The organism is Novosphingobium profundi (assembly GCF_018491765.1).
Classification (GTDB): domain Bacteria; phylum Pseudomonadota; class Alphaproteobacteria; order Sphingomonadales; family Sphingomonadaceae; genus Novosphingobium; species Novosphingobium profundi.
The window spans coordinates 62,263-78,025 of sequence record NZ_JABWCU010000019.1 but is presented as its reverse complement, the minus strand read 5'-3'; the positions used below and the strand labels follow the sequence as shown (position 1 = coordinate 78,025).

At 67.0% G+C, this 15,763-nt stretch carries 12 protein-coding genes; 6 read left to right on the top strand and 6 right to left on the bottom strand.

Annotation, left to right across the window (positions count from 1 at the left end; genetic code table 11):
- Positions 1-71 precede the first annotated feature (71 nt).
- The 4 genes from HT136_RS20455 to HT136_RS20440 form a co-directional block, all read right to left on the bottom strand.
- A complete protein-coding gene (locus HT136_RS20455; RefSeq protein WP_214201706.1) occupies positions 72-1,394 on the bottom strand; it encodes an amidohydrolase family protein in 1,323 nt (440 codons plus the stop codon).
- A 34-nt stretch (positions 1,395-1,428) separates the two neighbouring features.
- Complete coding sequence (locus HT136_RS20450) at positions 1,429-3,270, bottom strand: DUF885 domain-containing protein (RefSeq protein ID WP_246544003.1); 1,842 nt, start codon at positions 3,268-3,270, stop codon at positions 1,429-1,431.
- Positions 3,271-3,355: 85 nt separating this feature from the next.
- On the bottom strand, positions 3,356-5,644 hold the full coding sequence (locus tag HT136_RS20445) for a TonB-dependent receptor (protein ID WP_214201705.1): 2,289 nt from the start codon (positions 5,642-5,644) through the stop codon (positions 3,356-3,358).
- 95 nt (positions 5,645-5,739) lie between these two features.
- A complete protein-coding gene (locus HT136_RS20440; protein WP_246544002.1) occupies positions 5,740-6,258 on the bottom strand; it encodes a hypothetical protein in 519 nt (172 codons plus the stop codon).
- A gap of 430 nt (positions 6,259-6,688) precedes the next feature.
- Between HT136_RS20440 and HT136_RS20435 the strand changes: the two genes are divergently transcribed.
- The 3 genes from HT136_RS20435 to HT136_RS20425 are packed head-to-tail and all read left to right on the top strand — an operon-like array spanning position 6,689 to position 10,238.
- Positions 6,689-8,542 (top strand): DUF885 domain-containing protein, encoded by a 1,854-nt coding sequence (locus tag HT136_RS20435; protein WP_214201704.1) that lies wholly within the window; start codon positions 6,689-6,691, stop codon positions 8,540-8,542.
- A complete protein-coding gene (locus HT136_RS20430; RefSeq protein ID WP_214201703.1) occupies positions 8,539-8,781 on the top strand; it encodes a DUF3311 domain-containing protein in 243 nt (80 codons plus the stop codon). Before HT136_RS20435 ends, HT136_RS20430 begins: the two co-directional genes overlap by 4 nt.
- On the top strand, positions 8,778-10,238 hold the full coding sequence (locus HT136_RS20425; protein ID WP_246544001.1) for a sodium:solute symporter family protein: 1,461 nt from the start codon (positions 8,778-8,780) through the stop codon (positions 10,236-10,238). The genes HT136_RS20430 and HT136_RS20425 overlap by 4 nt, the downstream gene beginning before the upstream one ends.
- Here the strand turns inward: HT136_RS20425 and HT136_RS20420 are convergent.
- On the bottom strand, positions 10,201-11,118 hold the full coding sequence (locus HT136_RS20420; RefSeq protein ID WP_214201702.1) for a LysR family transcriptional regulator: 918 nt from the start codon (positions 11,116-11,118) through the stop codon (positions 10,201-10,203). The genes HT136_RS20425 and HT136_RS20420 overlap by 38 nt on opposite strands.
- 294 nt (positions 11,119-11,412) lie before the next feature.
- On the opposite strand from HT136_RS20420, the gene HT136_RS20415 reads away from it, so the two are divergent.
- From HT136_RS20415 to HT136_RS20405, 3 genes are read left to right on the top strand one after another with little or no spacing between them, the layout of a single operon-like run.
- Positions 11,413-11,901, top strand: coding sequence for a VOC family protein (locus HT136_RS20415; protein ID WP_214201701.1), 489 nt, complete (start codon positions 11,413-11,415; stop codon positions 11,899-11,901).
- Between the two features lie 12 nt (positions 11,902-11,913).
- Complete coding sequence (locus HT136_RS20410; protein WP_214201700.1) at positions 11,914-12,318, top strand: RidA family protein; 405 nt, start codon at positions 11,914-11,916, stop codon at positions 12,316-12,318.
- A gap of 59 nt (positions 12,319-12,377) precedes the next feature.
- Complete coding sequence (locus HT136_RS20405) at positions 12,378-13,103, top strand: hypothetical protein (protein ID WP_214201699.1); 726 nt, start codon at positions 12,378-12,380, stop codon at positions 13,101-13,103.
- Between the two features lie 68 nt (positions 13,104-13,171).
- Here the strand turns inward: HT136_RS20405 and HT136_RS26660 are convergent, their stop codons facing one another.
- Positions 13,172-15,763 carry a LuxR C-terminal-related transcriptional regulator gene (locus HT136_RS26660; protein ID WP_214201698.1) on the bottom strand — a complete coding sequence of 864 codons (2,592 nt, stop codon included), beginning with the start codon at positions 15,761-15,763 and terminating at the stop codon, positions 13,172-13,174.

Sequence of the window (15,763 nt, the reverse complement as noted above, 5' to 3'; positions counted from 1 at the left end):
CTACGGAAAAGGGGCCCCGGACACACCGGAGCCCCTTCATCCTTCGCCGCGGCAAACCGCCGCGTGCCCGCTCAGTCCGCCATCACGCCATGCGCGTCGTCGCGGTAGATGACGCCGTTCTTCATCACGAAGTCGATCGTGCGCAGCGCCGAGATGTCGGCCGTCGGGTCGGCTTCCACCGCCACGATGTCGGCGTAGAGGCCCGGTTTGATGCGGCCGACCTGGTCCTCGATCCTGAGCAGGCGCGCGGTTTCGACCGTGCCGGCGCGCAGCGCCTGAAGCGGGGTCATGCCGGCCTTGTTGTAAAGCTCGGCCTCGGCCACCGTGGCGGTGGTGCCGCCATTGGGCTCATAGGGGAACTGGTCGGTGCCGAGCGCGATATTGACGCCCATCCGGATCGCGGTCTGCAGCATCTTCCAATGCTCCTGCCCGGTCGAATCGACGCGCTCGAGGTACCACTCGGGCGAGCCGATCTTCTTGTAGAACTCGCGCGCGCCGGCCTGCGAGACGACGATCGTGGGCACCAGCCACTTGCCCTTGGCCTTCATCTCCTTGAGATTGGCCTCGGTGAGGTAGTAGCCGTGCTCGAAGCAATCGATGCCGAGCCTGAGCGACTGTTCGGCGGCGGCGGGCGAGCCGTTGTGCGCGGTGACCGGGATGCCGTTGCGATGGGCCACCTCGATCAGCGTGGAGAGCTCCTCGTCGGTCATCGGCGCGGCCGCGATGCTGCCATGCGTATCGGCGATGCCGCCCGAGATCGCGATCTTGATCCAGTCCGCGCCCTGCTTGATCTGCTCGCGCGCGGCATGGGCGAAGCCATAGGGCCCGTCGGTCTCGAGCGAGCCGTGGCCTCCCGTCGGCACGATGATCTCGCCGGCGGTCTTGATCCGCGGGCCGATCACCTCGCCGCGCTGGATCGCCCGGCGCAGCGCGAAGTCCACCCCATGCGATTCGCCAACCAGCCGCACCGTCGTCACCCCCGAGAGCAGCGACTTGCGCGCATTCGCCGCCATGCGCAGCGCCAGTTCGGGGTCGGTCTCGCTGGCAAGCGCAGCGCCCTCGGCGCCGGGAAGCTTGAGCCCGAGGTGGACGTGCATGTTCATGAGCCCGGGGATCAGCCACTTGCCGTCCATCGGCACGATGCGCGCCTCCTGCGGCACCGTGACCGAACCGGCGGGCCCCACCGCAACGATCTTGTCCCCATGGATGACAACGACGGCATCGCGAATGGCGCCCTCGCCATCGATCCCCACGACATTGCCGCCGGTCAGGACGATCGTCGCATTGCCCGGATCGGTCTTGACGGGTTCGGCATTGGGGCGCGCCTGCGCCCCGACCGCAGCGAGACCGGCCACGAGGCCGATCGCCCAGCGCCGCAATTGTCGTATCTTCATTCTGGAAACTCCGCTTGCAAACATCGAGATCGCGTCAGGCCCGCGCCCATTGCGCGACGGCCTTCTCGAGCACGGCCATCGGCATCGGGCCCGAAGTAAGGATGAGATCGTGGAAGGCGCGCACATCGAAGCGCGTGCCCATCGCCGCGCGCGCGGCCTCGCGCGCCGCGACGATGCGTGTCGCGCCGATCTTGAAACTGCACGCCTGCCCCGGATAGACCGCGTAGCGGATCACCTCGCGCTCGGTTGCGAGCGGCGGCTCGCCCGCGTTCTCGACCATCCAGCGCACCGCCTGCTCGCGCGTCCAGCGCTTGGCGTGCAGGCCCGTGTCGACGACGATGCGGGCCGAGCGAAAGAGCTGCGACTGCAGTTCGCCGATGCGGCCGAAGGGATCGCCCTCGAACACCCCGAGTTCGGCCGCGACCTGCTGGGCGTAGAGCGCATAGCCCTCGGTATAGGCCGAAAAGCGCACGATGCGGCGAAACATCGGCAGCGCGGGGGCATGGGCAAGGACGCTGTACTGGAAATGGTGTCCGGGCACCGCCTCGTGGTGGGTGAGCGTGGGCAGACGCCAGAGCGACTGCTCGCCCGGATGCTGCAGGTTGAGCGAATAGATCCCCGGCTCGCCCTTGGCACCCTCGGTGTAGAAGGCTCCGGGCGCGCCGCCCTCGACCGCGGGGGGAATACGGCGCACCACGATCGGATCGACGGTGGCCTGGCCGAAGGCCTGCCCCAGGCGCGCGGTAACCTCGGCGATGTAGCCGCGCGCCAGATCGAGCAGCCTCTCGCGCCCCGCATCGTCGTCGCTGACACGAAGCCGCGGGTCGGCGTCCAGAGCCTTGAGGCGCGCGCCCAGACTGCCTCGGTCCAGGCCCTGCGCGCGCAGCAGGACATCGATACGCGCGGTCAGCTCAGCGCATTGCTCGAGGCCGAGCCGGTGCAGTTCGTGCGGGTCGATCTTGCTCGTCGTATTGGCCTCGACCGCGCTTGCGTAATAGGCCTCGCCCTCGGGCAGGCGCCAGACACCGGGTGTGGAGACGGCTTGCGCCCGCACTTTCTCGAGCGCCTCGATCTGGCGCGCGAGCGCGGGCGCGACAACCTTGCGAAAGAGCGCCTCGGCGCGCGGGCCCGTGCCCGGCCCGGCAATCCCGGCCATTCGCACCAGGGCGGGCGCGATCAGCGCCGAGCCGAGCGGTGCGGCATCGCGCAGGCTCTTGATCTGCGCGATGGTCCTGTCGATCACGAAGTCGGGCGGGACGATGCCTTTCGCCGCGTCGTGCGCGATCCGCTCCGACTCCTGGTCGAGTGCGCTGGCCAGCGCCCCCAGTCGCGCGAACCAGGCCTCGATGTCGGCGGTATCGGCAATCGGATGCCGTGCGCCGATGAAGTCGGGCAGCCAGTAATAGGCCCCGTTCATCTGGCTCACCACATAAGGGCTCGGCCGAAGGTTGATATCCGCGTACCCATAGAAGCCCAGGAGCCGGTGCAAGGTCTCGTAGACGTACAGCGCAACGTCGCGGTCCTGCTGAGCGCGCGGCGAAAGGTCAGCGCCGGGCACCGCCCGCAATTCGCGCAGCGCCAGTTCGATGTTCTCGCGATCGCGTGCCAGCGCCGCCAGCGAGCGATCGTCGAGCCGGGCGCGCAGCCCCGCGTTCGCGCCGGTGTCGAAGCCCACCCCGGTCGCTTCCTCGGGTGACCGCCGCAGGAAGGCCTCGCAGTGGCGCTGCAGCACGGCCTCGAGCCGTGCATTGGCATCCCCCACCGGCCCCGCCTGGCCTGGCGCCCGTCCGCCTGCCCGGCCGAAGGCCCGCCCGGCAGGCCCCAGCAGAACACCCGCGGACGCGGCGACACCCAGCAACTTTCGGCGATCGGTCAACACGGCACATCCCCATTCCAGTCGATAGACAGCAGTCCGGACACGGGGAAGCGCGGTGGCCACGCCACCGGCTTGCCCGTACCGGTCAGAACGAATAGCCGAAACTTACGCCGAACTCGCGGAACGAAGGTTCCACCTGGACACCGCTGTAGAAGGCCTTTTCGTAGGCGCTCGCATAGTAGTTCGCCTTGAACAGGTTTTCGACGTAGCCCACGAGACGATAGGTCTCGTTCTCGATCCCCACCCGCAGGTTGACGTTGTGGTAGCTCGGGCTGAGGAACGGTTCGCCCGCGACGTCCTTATAGAGATAGTAGTAGGGGTTCGAGATCATCTTGGAGCGGAAGTTCCACTCGACCCGGCCGAAGGCATCGAAGCCACCGAGCGGAACGGTGTACTGGCTCTGCGCGCCGGCGGTCCACTCGGGCGCGCTCGTCAGGGCCTGGCCCGACAAGTCGAGAACGGTGTTGTCGATGAGCGCGTTGGGATAGTCCTTGTACTTGGTCTTGTTGTAACCAAGCTGGCCTGCGAGCGTCCAACGGGGCGTGATCTGGGCATTGAAGCTGGCCTCTACGCCATAGCTTTCGGCCGAGGCGGCATTGGCGATCCCGCTGACCCCCTTGAGCAGCCCGGTGCTCTCGTCGATGTACTGGAAGCGGATCGTCTGCTGGACATTGCTCCAGTCCATGTAGAAGCCGGTGACGTCCACCCGCAGGCGGCGGTCCAACAGGTCGAACTTCGTGCCGACCTCATAATTCCACAAGGTCTCGGGCTTGAATTCGTTGGAGAGCTGGTCCGAGTTGCTGGTCTGCGTGCCGCCCGATTTGAAGCCGCGCGAGGCGGTGGCGTAGACCATCAGGCCCGGCTGTGGGCGGTAGGTCAGCGTGAACTTGGGCGAAAGGTCCTCGAAATCGGCGGAGCGGTCGTTGTTGCCCGTCACGATCGCGTTCGAGCGCGATTGCGAGACATTGGTGACCTTTTCCCACGAATAGCGCAGGCCCGCGGTGGCCGAGAGGGTATCGGTGAAGTTCAAGGTGCCCTGCCCGAACATCGCGAAATAACGCGAGGTGCTGTGGCTGTCGGCACCGGTGACCTCGAGCCCCTCGCAGCTGCCGTTGTACGAGCTGGGGCACAGCGGGCTATCGGCGCCGTGGTAGGTGGACTGGTCCATGCGGCCCGAATCCTTGCCCACCGAAGTGCCCACGCTCCAGTCGAAGACATGCGATCCGGTCGACTGCAGGCGCAGCTCGCCGCTGGTCGACTTGCGCTTAAGCAACAGGTCCTCGTAGAAATAGTCGTAGCTGCCACCGTCGACGTCGCCGTAGTTGTACAAGTCGGACGTCAGGTGCCCCGCAACGAGGGTCGCCTCGACCGGGCCGAAGTCCCAGACCGCATGGGTGCTGAGATACTGGAACTTGCTGCCCACTTCCTGCGGGCGATCGAAGTTCACCTCGTTGGTGTTTTCGGGGTAGAAGCCGACCCCGTCCGCATCGGCGATCATGCCGGCCGAGGCGCCGTAGTAGACCGAGGCCCAGGTCCGCGTCACGAAGCCGGTCGGCACGCCGGCGCGCATGCCGTTCTTCTCGTTCGAATAGCTATACGTGAAGTCCCAAGTCAGATTGTCGAGCGGGGTCAGCCGCGCCTCGATACGCCCGGTATAGTACTTGGAATCGTTACCGCCCCCGATCGGGTTGACGTTGTGGATGTAGCCGTCGGACTTCTCGTACTGACCCGAGGCGCGCACCGCCAGAAGGCCATCGATGACGGGCACGTTGAGCACGCCCTGCGCGCGCTTGGTGTCGAAGCTCGAGTATCCGATCTCGGCATTGCCCTCGAATTCGTTGACCGGCTTCCTGGTGACGACGTTGATCGCGCCGCCCACCGCGTTGCGCCCGAAATAAGTGCCCTGTGGCCCACGCAGCACCTCGATCCGCTCGAGGTCGACGATCTGCGGATTGCTGGTACCCGAGGCCACGCTGAACTCGTCGATGTAGAAGGCGTAGCTCGACTGGCGCACGTCGGCATAAGGGTTGAGCTGATTGGAAATGCCCCGGATGGCAAGGTCCTTGCGATCGCGCGCACCGTTCGACTGGAATGCGACGTTCGGCGTCATCGCGAAGAAATCCTCGACCCCGCGCACGTTCTGGTCCTTGAGCTGCTCGCCACCGATGGCGGTGATTGCGATCGGCACGTCCTGGATGGATTCGGAGCGGCGCTGCGCGGTTACCAGGATATCGGTCGAGGCGGCGGCGGGTGCCGACGACGGGGCTTCGTCCTGCGCGAGCGCAGGCATTGCGAGCAACGGACTGGCCAGCACCGCAAGTGCGGATCCTGCAAGGAAACGGCGCGCAAGGACGTGACGTGTATAGGACCTCATTTCTAACCCCCTGTATGTGCTGCGATCGCAGCTTTTCTTTCAAGGCGCGTGCAGACTTGCCCCCTGCATCGCGCGAAACCCCGGGAACCGCGGCGCTAGTGCGTCCAGCAGGCCGGATCGACCGGACCCGCCGTCATGTCGAGCGGCGCACGTAGGAGAACGATCGCGGCGATCTTGCCCTCGCGCAGCGTCGCGTGCCCGGCCGCAAGCATGCACGACACCGCGCCATCCCGGCGCGAACGGATGACGTGATAGGTGTAGAGCCGATCGCCCTCGCGAAAGCTTGCCTTGAAGGGCACCACGATCTCGACGCGAGCCCCGCTCGCCTGGATCTTCGTGAAGTGCGAAACCCAGTCGTCGAGCCCCTGGATCACCTCTACGCCGTTGAGCGTAAGTGTGGCGTCGGGCGTGAAGAAGCGCGCGAAGTTGGCTTGCGTCAGCGCGCCCGGCGTCTTCATCGCCTCGTTCCACCAGCGGAACATGGTGGCCAGCTGGTCTTCGTGGGCTGCCGGTGCCTCGCGGGCCGCCACTCCTTGCGCCCAAGCCGCGCCGAGCGGCACGAAGGCCAGCGACGTTGCACTGCACAAAGCCAAGAAACGGGAAGAAAGTGCCATCAACTGCTCCTGAAGTGCGGGCCCATGAACACGCTTTCTCGCGCTTACGGAACGAAGCTTCCGCCAATTACATATTTGTTTCAATGACACTGACTGCGGCGATCCGTTGCCCTCAATGCAAATTAGCCTGCTCCATCCTTTCGCCGATTTGCCCGTGGATCCCCGGCACTGCGGCAACCCGCGCCGACTACGCTGCGCTTCTGCGGCGCAAAGACGTCCCCGCGCGCGCAAACGCGTGCCCGATCGATGCAAAAGGCGTCGGCATTTCGTTGCGCTGGCCGCAAGATAACCGCGCGAAGCATCGAAATTTCAAAAATAACAACTTATTTTCAGTTAATTAAATGAATATCGCAGTGCAACACAGGGGCTGGCGGATCGCCTTTACCGCGCTACCATCATGCATCCGCTCATCCTTCTTCGGAGGTGCTACATGCCCGCGCAGACACGCTCTGCCCTGACCCGGCGTCAGGCCCTCGCGACGACCGCCCTCGCCGCGTTCGGCGCGACGCTGCCTCTCGCGGCCCCATTGCAGGCGCGCGCACAGTCAGCGGCGCAGCGCCTGCGCGCACTGCTCGCGCGCAGCGCCGCGCTCGATGCCCGTCTCGACCCGCTCGCCGCTGCGCCCGGCGCCCCTCTCGACTTTCCACTCGAGGCGGGAATGCCGGGTGGTGCCTTCGTCGACCCGCTCGGCGAGCCCTACCGCGTGGCGCTGCTCACGGGTCGGCGCGAGGAGCAATCCGAACTCGCCGCGATCGATCGCGACGCGCTGCCCCCGCTCGACGCGCTCGCCCGCGACGTCTTTGCCTTCAACCTGCAGCGCACGCTAGCGCTGTTCGATGATGACCTGTTCGACGTGCAGCGCATGGCGCCCTTCGATCCCTCCTTCGGCCTTCACGTCGAGTTCCCCGACTACGCCGCGAACGCCGCGCCGGGGCTGTCCACACCCGCCGACTACGCGCGCGACCTGGCGCGCCTGGAGGGTTTCGCAAGCTACCTGCCCAATGCCATCCAGTGGGCGCGAACCGGGCTCTCGCGCGGTTATCGCCAGCCCCGCGTGCTGATCGCCAACGTCCTCGCGCAAGTCGACGCGATGCTCGCGGCACCGCTCGAGGAGAGCCCGTTCTGGACTGCGGTCACGCACCTTCCGGACAGTCTCGCGGCCACTGAACGCGCGTCGATCACCGCGCGGTATCGCGCCTGCATCACCGAACGCGTCTTGCCCGGGTACCGGGCCTGGCAGGCGTTCCTTCGCGACGAATACCTGCCCCAAGCGCTCGCCGAGCCGGGCCGCTGGGCGATGAAGGACGGCGCGCGGCTCTACGCCTGGGAGCTTGCCCGACACACCACGACGAACCTCGCGCCCGAAGCGATCCATGCCCTCGGCCAGCAGGAAGTGTCCCGCATCCGTACCGCGATGGAGCGCGTGCGCGGCGAAGTCGGCTTTGCCGGATCGCTTGGCGATTTCTTCGAATATGTGCGCACAAATCCTGCATTCTATTGCAAGACCAGCGAGGAGCTGCTCGGCCGCTTCGCGGCGATCGAGGCGCGCATCTGGCCCGCCATCCCCCGGCTGTTCCGCCACCAGCCCAAGGCGCCTTTCGAGGTCCGCGCACTGCCTGCGCTCGGCGACCAGCGCGGCACCGGCTATTACCGTGCGGGCCCCGGCGATGGCACCACGCCGGGCGTCCTCTATTTCAACATGGCGATGCTCGGCACCCGCCCGATCCCCACGCTCGAAACGCTGACGCTGCACGAGGGCATTCCCGGCCACCACTTCCAGATGACGCTCGCGCGCGAGAACACCGCGCTGCCCGACCTGCTGAAGTACGGTTCGGCGACCGCCTTCGTCGAGGGCTGGGGGCTCTACGCCGAATCGCTCGGCCCCGAACTGGGCCTGTTCACCGATCCGATGCAGCTCTTCGGCCACTACGACATGGAAATGCTGCGCGCGGTGCGCCTGGTCGTCGACACCGGGCTCCACGCGCTGCGCTGGAGCCGTCAGGAGGCCATCGACTTCATGCTCGCCAACACCTCGATGGCGCCGCGCGACGTCGCGGTGGAGGTCGATCGCTACATCGCCTGTCCGGGCCAGGCCTGCGCCTACAAGATCGGCGAACTGCGGATCCGCGCCTTGCGCGAGCGCGCCGCCAAGGCGCTCGGCGCACGCTTCGACATCCGTGACTACCACGAGCAGGTACTGGGTACAGGCTGCCTGCCGATGGGCGTGCTGGAGGCCAAGATCGACACCTGGATTGCCACGAACGGCCGGAGCATCGCGACATGACCCCCTCCCCCAAGTACCACCACCGCTGGCTGCTGCTGGCGCCTTTCGCCTGGCAGGTCGGCGCGGTGCCGCTCGTCGACGACATCGACTGGCGGCTGTTCGGACTGCCTTTCGCGATGACCTGGCAACTGGCCGGCATCGTGCTCACCTCGATCGTCATCGCCATCGTCTTCCATCTCGACGAGGCCACCGAAGCCGCCGGGGCTGCCGGTGCCCAGAACAGCGAACCCGAGACATGATCCAGATCCTCACCCTGGCCATCGTCCTGGGAACGGTCGCCGGCGCCTTTCTCTACAGCCAGCGCCAAGCCCGCGCGCGCACGATCACCGAATGGGCAGTCGGCGGACGCCGCTTCGGCATCCTCATCTTCTGGTTTCTCAACGCCGGGGAGATCTACACCACTTTCGCGGTGATGGGCATTTCGGGTTTCGCCTGGGCCTATGGCGCGCCGGCCTATCTCGCGCTCACTTCGGTCTCGCTTTCGGCGGTAATCGGCTACTGGCTGATGCCCCGCATCTGGTCCGAAGGCCACCGCCACGACCTGGTGACCCAAGCCGACTTCTTTGCCGCACACTACCGGGCAACCTGGCTCAGCGTGGTCGTGGCGATCGCCGGAATTCTGGCGCTGATCGTCTATGTCCAGATCCAGATCACCGCGCTCGGCCTGATCCTGCGCCTGACGCTGGGCCACGACATCTCGCCCACCTGGTCCTCGGGGCTCGCGGCGCTGCTGATGGTCGCCTTCGTCTTTCTCGCCGGCCTGCGCTCGGCGGCCTTCGCAGCCGGGGTCAAGGACGTGCTCATGCTCGTCGTCGTCGTGCTGCTGTGCGCGAGCGCCGCCTCGCGGATCGGGGCCAGCTCCATGCTCGACATCTTCGCGCGGGTGCAGGACCTCCATCCCGGCATCGGCAGCCTGCCCGGGCGCGACCCGCAGGCGGGCCTTGGCACCGTCTGGCTGATGACCTCCTCGCTCAACGTCGCGCTCGGAAACTGGGTTCTGCCGCACCTGTTCCAGCTTTGCTATTCGGCCGGTTCGCGCAAGACCATCCGCCGCAACGCAGTGCTCCAGCCGCTTTACTCGCTCTCCTACATCTTCATCATCATGCTGGGCTTCGCGGCTCTCCTCGCCGACACCCGGCCACCCGGCGGTGACGGCAACGCGGTGCTGATCAGCTTCGTCTCGCAGCACTACCCCGCCTGGATCGTCGGGCTCTTCGCCGGGACCGCCTGCCTGCTCGCGCTCGTCCCGGGATCGGTGCTGCTGCTCACCGCCGGTTCGCTGTTCGCCCGAAACGTGCTCAAGCCCTTCGTCCCGCACCTCTCGGCGCGCGGAGAGTTGCTCGCCTCGCGGCTTTCGCTGGTCGTGTTCGCCGCGGTCGCGGTGTGGCTGACGCTGGGTGCATCGCGCTCGCTGGTCGAGATCGGCCTCTCCGCCTACGCCGCAGTGGGCATGCTGGCTCCGGGCGTCTACCTCGCCTTCCTGTGGAAGCGCGCCAATGCGCTGGGCGTCTTCGCCGGAATGGTCGCGGGCTACCTCGCGCTGTTGCCCGCCTTTGCCACGATGTGGGGCGGGCTCTTGCCAGGCTGGGAGACCGGGCTCGTCGCGATGATCGTCAACGTCGCGGTCGCCGTGCCTGCCTGCCTCCTCGCGGAACGGCTCAGCGCGCGACCTCGGGCACGTGCGACCACGACTTGAGGTTGTTCTCAAGCAGCGAAAGCAGCCGCGCGGGCGCGCCTTCCAGTTGCCGCCCGAGTCGGTAGATCAGGCTTACCGTCGCATCGTCGAGCTCGGGATCGTGCAAGGGGCGCGCCACCAGCGTGCCCTCGGTGAGTTCGCTGAGCGCGGAAATGCGCGGCAGGACGCAGACCGCCCGACCCGCGCGCGCAATGTCGCGCATGAGCTGGATCGAGGTCGTCACCAGCATCGGCTCGAGCGTCAGGCGCGCGCGGCGTTCGGCGGCGGCGAGCGAGGCACGAATGCGAAAGCCCTTGGGTGGCAGGCACAGCGCAAAGCCCATCAGGTCCTCGATCGTCACCGCTTCGAGCCGGGCTGCGGGATGGTCGGGCGCGCAGAGCACCGCAAGCGGCTGCTCGACGCTCAGCCGGGTGCGGATCTTGGGTTCGTCGGTCAGATTGAGGATCATGCCGATGTGCACCTCGTCCTCGAGCACCTTGCGCACGATCTCGGTCGAGGAACTGATCTCGAGCGCTATCTCGATGCCCGGATTGCGCACCTGGAAATACTCGATGGTGCGCGCGAAGGCATCGCCGATGAAGCCCTCCCCGATCGCCATGACCACGCGCCCGGTCTTGACCTCGCGCAGCTCCTGGAGGCGGGTCATCAGGCTCTCACGGTCCGAAAGCTGCTTGCGGTGGTAATCGAGCACGTGCTGGCCCGCCGCCGTCAGACGGATCGAGCGGCGTCCCGGCTCGATCAGCGCGGTGCCCAGCGTCGCCTCGAGCTGGCTGATCTGTCGGCTGATCGAGGACACCGCGACCCCGATCTTTTCGCTCGCCAGCCGCATCGATCCCAGTTTCGCGGCCTCGTAGAAATAGTTAAGAGCGTTGTCCCACACGAAAAGACACCTCCCGGCTACCAGGGTCAGAGAGGGGTGTTCACGATAGCCCCCGAAGAACTACACACTCTTTTTGCGGTAAGCGCAACAAAAGTGTAACTTCATTGTCAATCTTGCAGGGAGAGCCTCGGGTGCCCCAGGCGTGTTCCTACCAGGAAGCGTTGGACGGCAGGGTCTTCTCGCAAGGGCTATCTTGCGCTCACCGCAACGCAATCGTTGTGTCCGGCGCATTGTAAACACCCATTGGCTTGGGCACATTTTTGCTTTGCCGGAGCCAGCGGAGTACCCCCCGACATGAGCGAAGTCCCCGAAAAGCCGAACTTTCTGGCCGTCGACCACATCTCGTGGACGGTGCCCGACCTCGAGGAGGCGCTCGCATTCTATTGCGGGGTCATCGGCGCCGAGGAGCTCTTCCGCATGGGCCCGCTCGACGCCGCCGACATGCCGCGCGACGCGCAGGGACGCGACTGGATGGAAACGCACGTCAACGTGGCGGGCGCGCGGCTGACGCTGGTCATGCTCAAGCTCACCGAAACCATGAACTTCCAGCTCGTCCAGTACGACAAGCCCGACGATCGCCGCCAGGACCTGCCGCGCAATTGCGATCGCGGCGGCCACCACCTGGGCCTGCGGGTCGACGACGTCGACAAGGCGATCGCCTACCTGACCGCGCACGGTTGCACCGCGATGGAGACCATCGTCATCCCTGAGGGGCCGCTGGCGGGCAAGAAGAACGTCTACATGACCGATCCGTTCGGCCACAGCCTCGAAATCGTGGACTAAGAAAGCAACGCCATGACCACTACTCGCATCAATCCCTCCGAACTTTACGATTCGCTCGCCTTCGGCTTCTCGCACGCCACCCTCCAGGACGGCGGCAAGACCCTGCACCTGGCCGGACAGGTCGCCTGGGACAGCGCCTGCAACGTGGTGGGCGGCGACGACCTCGGCGCACAGACGCGCCAGGTGCTCGCCAACCTCAAGGCGGTGCTCGCCGCGGCCGGGGCGACCCCCGCCGACATCCTGCGGCTGCGCACCTACGTGGTAAACCATAGCCCGGATAAGCTCGGCATCGTCCTGCCCGAAGTGGGGGCCTTCTTCGAGGGGGCCGAGCCCGCGCCCAACACCTTCATCGGCGTCGCCGCGCTGGCAATGCCCGAGTTCCTGATCGAGATCGAGGCCACCGCCGCGATCGACTGAGACAGCATTCGCCGGGGGCGTGGCCGGAACGCCGCCCCCGGCCAGACCCGGAGGCCCCAATGCCGCGCACGACCGTTTCCTTCGCTTTCCTGCTGGCCTTCGCGGCGGCGATCGTGCCCGGACTTTCGCAGGCGCAAATGCGCGAGGTGGCACCTGCGCACGCCAGCCACGAAGTCGAGGGCCTTTGGAACCACGACACGCTGGTCGCCTCGAACGGCAAGGACATCCCACTCGACGGTCTGTTCCTGTTTCACGACGGCGTCTTCATCGAGCAGGCCGTGATGGGCACGCCGGGGTCCCCGGGAACCGAGGCCATGGCCCACACCGGACCTTTCACGAAGACCGCCGAGGGCGTGGCGCTGACCGCCGAACAACAGATCGCGCTTGCCCCCGCAACCGCCACGGCAAACGCGTTTCGCGCCGACCAGCACCATCTCCTGAAGGCCGAAAACACGGGCGACCATCTCACGCTGACCTTCGGCAGCGGAACCGTCCAGACCTTCACCCGCATCCCGGTGCGACACCTGCGCGCCTATGCCTTCGCCGAAGGACGCCTGGTGCTCGCCGACACGCGCTTCCTGCTTGTCGCAGGAACGCCCGAAGGTTCGGTCAGCGGCTACGGCCTCTACGACCGCACCGGCGATACGCTCACGCTCCACGCCAAGCGCTGGGCCGTAAGCGATGAAGCAAGCGCCGAGATCCGTGCCGATGCGCTGATCACCGCCCGCTTCGACGGAACGACCCTCGACCTTGGTGACGGGCACCGCTTCACCGTGGTGCCTTAAAGCATTTTCCAGTCAGGTGGGATCACCTGACGGTTCAGAAAATGCGCCCAAAATAGGGCCTGGAGCGATCAGAGTGCGATCCCCAGCCGCCGCGCGGCGAGAACCGCGTCGGAGCGCTTGTTGACCCCCAGCTTGGCGTAGAGATTGCCGAGATGGAACTTGATCGCGCTCACCGAGAGATCGACGCTGCGCGCGATTTCCTTGTTCGCCATGCGCAGGCTCAGCCCGTGCAGGATCTGCAGTTCGCGCAAGGTCAGGTCGATACCGGCGACCTCCTTCTGGAGTTCGCTCGCGAACGTGCGCGCCAAGCCGCTGCAGAAGCTGCGCACGCGGCGCGTCTCGCCCCGATAGGCCTCGCAGTGCCGAAAGGCCTCGAGCAGCGGCAGGATCGCAGGTCCCTGCTCGAGGAACACGAAAGCGAGCCCTTGCGGCTCGGCAAGCGAAACCGCCGTGCCGAATTCGACGAGAGCGCCGGGCAGGTCCTTCGCCGCGAAGTGCGCGCGTGCGAGCAGCACGAGCCCGCGCACTTCGCCCGGCGTTCGTTGCGCCGCGCGAGCGCGGTCATGGAGCCGGCGCGCGAGCCTCGAGGCATGCGCATGGTCGCCCGCCTGCAACGCCTGCCAGGCGTCGAGGGCCTGGGTCTCGTCGGTTTCGGGCCAGGCCTCCTCCTGCGTGTCCGTGCCCCCCTCGCCATGCAGGGGCAACCCCGCCGCGCCGCGCCAGTCGCCCTCGCACGCCCCGCCGACCTGCACGCGGACCTTGGCCTGGAGGATCGCGCAGAAGCGCGCGAGGTCGAGCAGGCCTCGTCCGCGCATCAGCCGGCGCGCCCGGTCGAGCAGCGCCAGCGAGCGGCCCACATCCTCTCCCGCCAGCGCCGCGCAGGCCCCGACCCGATAGCCGATGGTGAAGGCGTCCGGCCAACCATCGCTCGCCTCCAGATCGCGCAAGGCCCCATCGACCCGCCCGAGCAGCCCTTCGGTGCGCCCCTGCTCGAGATCGATCGCGCACTCGATGCATTGCGCCACCGCGAAAAGTCCGGTCTCGAGCGGCATGTGCTCGGCCAGCAGCGCACGCGCCGTACCGACATCGCGCCCCGCATCGTCGAGACGTCCCGCCGCAAGCGCAATCAGGCCTTCGACCAGCACCACCGAGATCAGCCCGTAATACGAATGCGCCGCGGTGAACTCGCGCTTGGAGATATCTGCCTGCTGGACGGCCAGTTCGAGCTCGTCTCGGCGCAAGTAGTGCAGGCTGCGCAAGGCGTTCACGAAGGCCGCGTTGCCCCGATCGTTGGTGTAGGTCGACCAGAAGTAACCTTGCGCGAGGTCCTCCTCGGTCAGCTTGGTGTGCGAGTGAAACGCGAGGACGTGTTGCGCGATGACGAAATCGGCGAAGACCCGCGATACGGTCGGGGAGCGGAAGGCCAGTTCCTCGCTCAAGCTCGCGCGCACCTCCTCCAGTGTACGCCGGGCATCGACGAAGCGCCCTTCCTTCATCGCCACCGTCGCCTCGCTGACGCGCACTTGCGCGGATTCGGGACGGGAGCCGGGTGCGATCTGCGCCATCGCCGCGCGCAGACCGCTGGCACCTGCGGTGCGCAGGAAGTCGGTGCTGGTGAAGATCTCCACCGCCATCTGCGCCAGGACCTGGTCGCCGGCCCGCCCGACCAGCGCCACCGCCGCCTCGGGCGCGTCGCGCTCGGCGTAATGGAGCAGGGCCTCGCGGTAGATCGCCTCACGCGTTTCGGGCGCGAGTATTTCCCACTTGCGCGCAACGAAGCCGCGAAGCAGCGGATGCAGCGAAAAGCCTCCTTCCGTTCCGCTGCGAACTTCGGCCAACGGCGCAAGCTGCCCGATCTCGCGCAGCAGGCCGCGCAGCGCGCCCGGCTCCATCTGGCGCGCGAGGAAGCCATGCTCGACCAGGTCGAAGATCGCCGTCTGGGCCAGGACCCGGCGCACCGGCTCGGCCAGCGGGCGCCACACCCCCTCTTCCAGCGCCGCCTCCAGCAGACCGCCATCCAGATCGAGCAAGCTCCCGACATCCAGCGAGACCCCTGCCTTGCGGCCGCCCAGCGCGATGTCCTGCGCGAGCGGCCAGTCCGTCAGGCCGGGCGCAAGCGCATCGGCCGGGGCGTGCAGGTGGTGGTAGCGCGCGACTTCCCCGGCCGTCAGCAGCAACGAGGCGGGATCGAGCGTGCGCACCCGGTGCGCCGAACGCAGCCTTCCGAGCAGCGCGGCGTTGCTGCGCCGCGCGACGAGGCGGATGTGGATGTCCCCGTCGCTGCCCGCGAGCAGATCCGCCAGCGTGGCACCGAGCGGGCCCAGTTCGCATTCGCCTGCGTCGATCACCAGCACGCAGGTCCCGCTGCGACCGGCAAGCGCCGCTTCGAGCACCGACCGCAGGGCCACTTCGCCCGCCACGTCGCCGAGCGCCAGGTCGAGCCAGCGCACGTCGATGCCCTGTTCCACCAGCGCGTGGGCGTGCGCGATCATCAGCGTGGTCTTGCCCAGACCGCTTGGCCCGCAGACCTGGACGAGGCGCGCGGGCCCTTGCGGCACCAGCTCGGACGTGAGGCGATCAAGCCGCACGTCGGGGGTCAGCGAAGGTGGCAACGCGAAGCGCAGACGCGCCTGCCCCGGAGCAATTTGCGCCGCTTGCAC

Bases quoted from the DNA above. Each gene is read 5' to 3' on its own strand.
- HT136_RS20455 (WP_214201706.1), bottom strand. From the start codon at position 1,394: ATGAAGATACGACAATTGCGGCGCTGGGCGATCGGCCTCGTGGCCGGT.
- HT136_RS20445 (WP_214201705.1), bottom strand. From the start codon at position 5,644: ATGAGGTCCTATACACGTCACGTCCTTGCGCGCCGTTTCCTTGCAGGA.
- HT136_RS20440 (WP_246544002.1), bottom strand. From the start codon at position 6,258: ATGGCACTTTCTTCCCGTTTCTTGGCTTTGTGCAGTGCAACGTCGCTG.
- HT136_RS20435 (WP_214201704.1), top strand. From the start codon at position 6,689: ATGCCCGCGCAGACACGCTCTGCCCTGACCCGGCGTCAGGCCCTCGCG.
- HT136_RS20430 (WP_214201703.1), top strand. From the start codon at position 8,539: ATGACCCCCTCCCCCAAGTACCACCACCGCTGGCTGCTGCTGGCGCCT.
- HT136_RS20425 (WP_246544001.1), top strand. From the start codon at position 8,778: ATGATCCAGATCCTCACCCTGGCCATCGTCCTGGGAACGGTCGCCGGC.
- HT136_RS20415 (WP_214201701.1), top strand. From the start codon at position 11,413: ATGAGCGAAGTCCCCGAAAAGCCGAACTTTCTGGCCGTCGACCACATC.
- HT136_RS20410 (WP_214201700.1), top strand. From the start codon at position 11,914: ATGACCACTACTCGCATCAATCCCTCCGAACTTTACGATTCGCTCGCC.
- HT136_RS20405 (WP_214201699.1), top strand. From the start codon at position 12,378: ATGCCGCGCACGACCGTTTCCTTCGCTTTCCTGCTGGCCTTCGCGGCG.